Here is a 249-nt window from a genome sequence, read left to right as displayed (position 1 = left end):
ATTTAGCACAGCGTAAAAAGTTAATATCAGCAACCCATTACCCTATTCTAAAATACGCGGAAACGACCGAAACACCTCAAACAACAGCTGATGTGCTAGATAGCTTTGGTTATAGCTGGCTTAAATATGTGTTGGCTGGCTATATTTTAGTACTCATATTCTTTTTCGCCGATTGGCGATTAGAGTCAGCAAAAAAAGTGAAATTTGAAGATAGTCCATTTTATGCAGTATCTGTAAGTAAGTTTATTA

General features: G+C 35.7%; 1 protein-coding gene. It reads left to right on the top strand.

Going from position 1 to position 249, the window contains the following annotated elements; all coding sequences use genetic code 11:
* Nucleotides 1-249, top strand: a 249-nt coding sequence (locus AAEZ10_RS27620; RefSeq protein WP_350571857.1) for a hypothetical protein, incomplete at both ends; no start/stop codon positions are given.

Source organism: Pseudomonas sp. H26/SER47-MNA-CIBAN-0231 (genome assembly GCF_040310465.1).
Taxonomy (GTDB): domain Bacteria; phylum Pseudomonadota; class Gammaproteobacteria; order Pseudomonadales; family Pseudomonadaceae; genus Aquipseudomonas; species Aquipseudomonas atacamensis.
The sequence above is the reverse complement of the archived record's forward strand: the minus strand, read 5'-3'. Positions and strand labels throughout refer to the sequence as shown.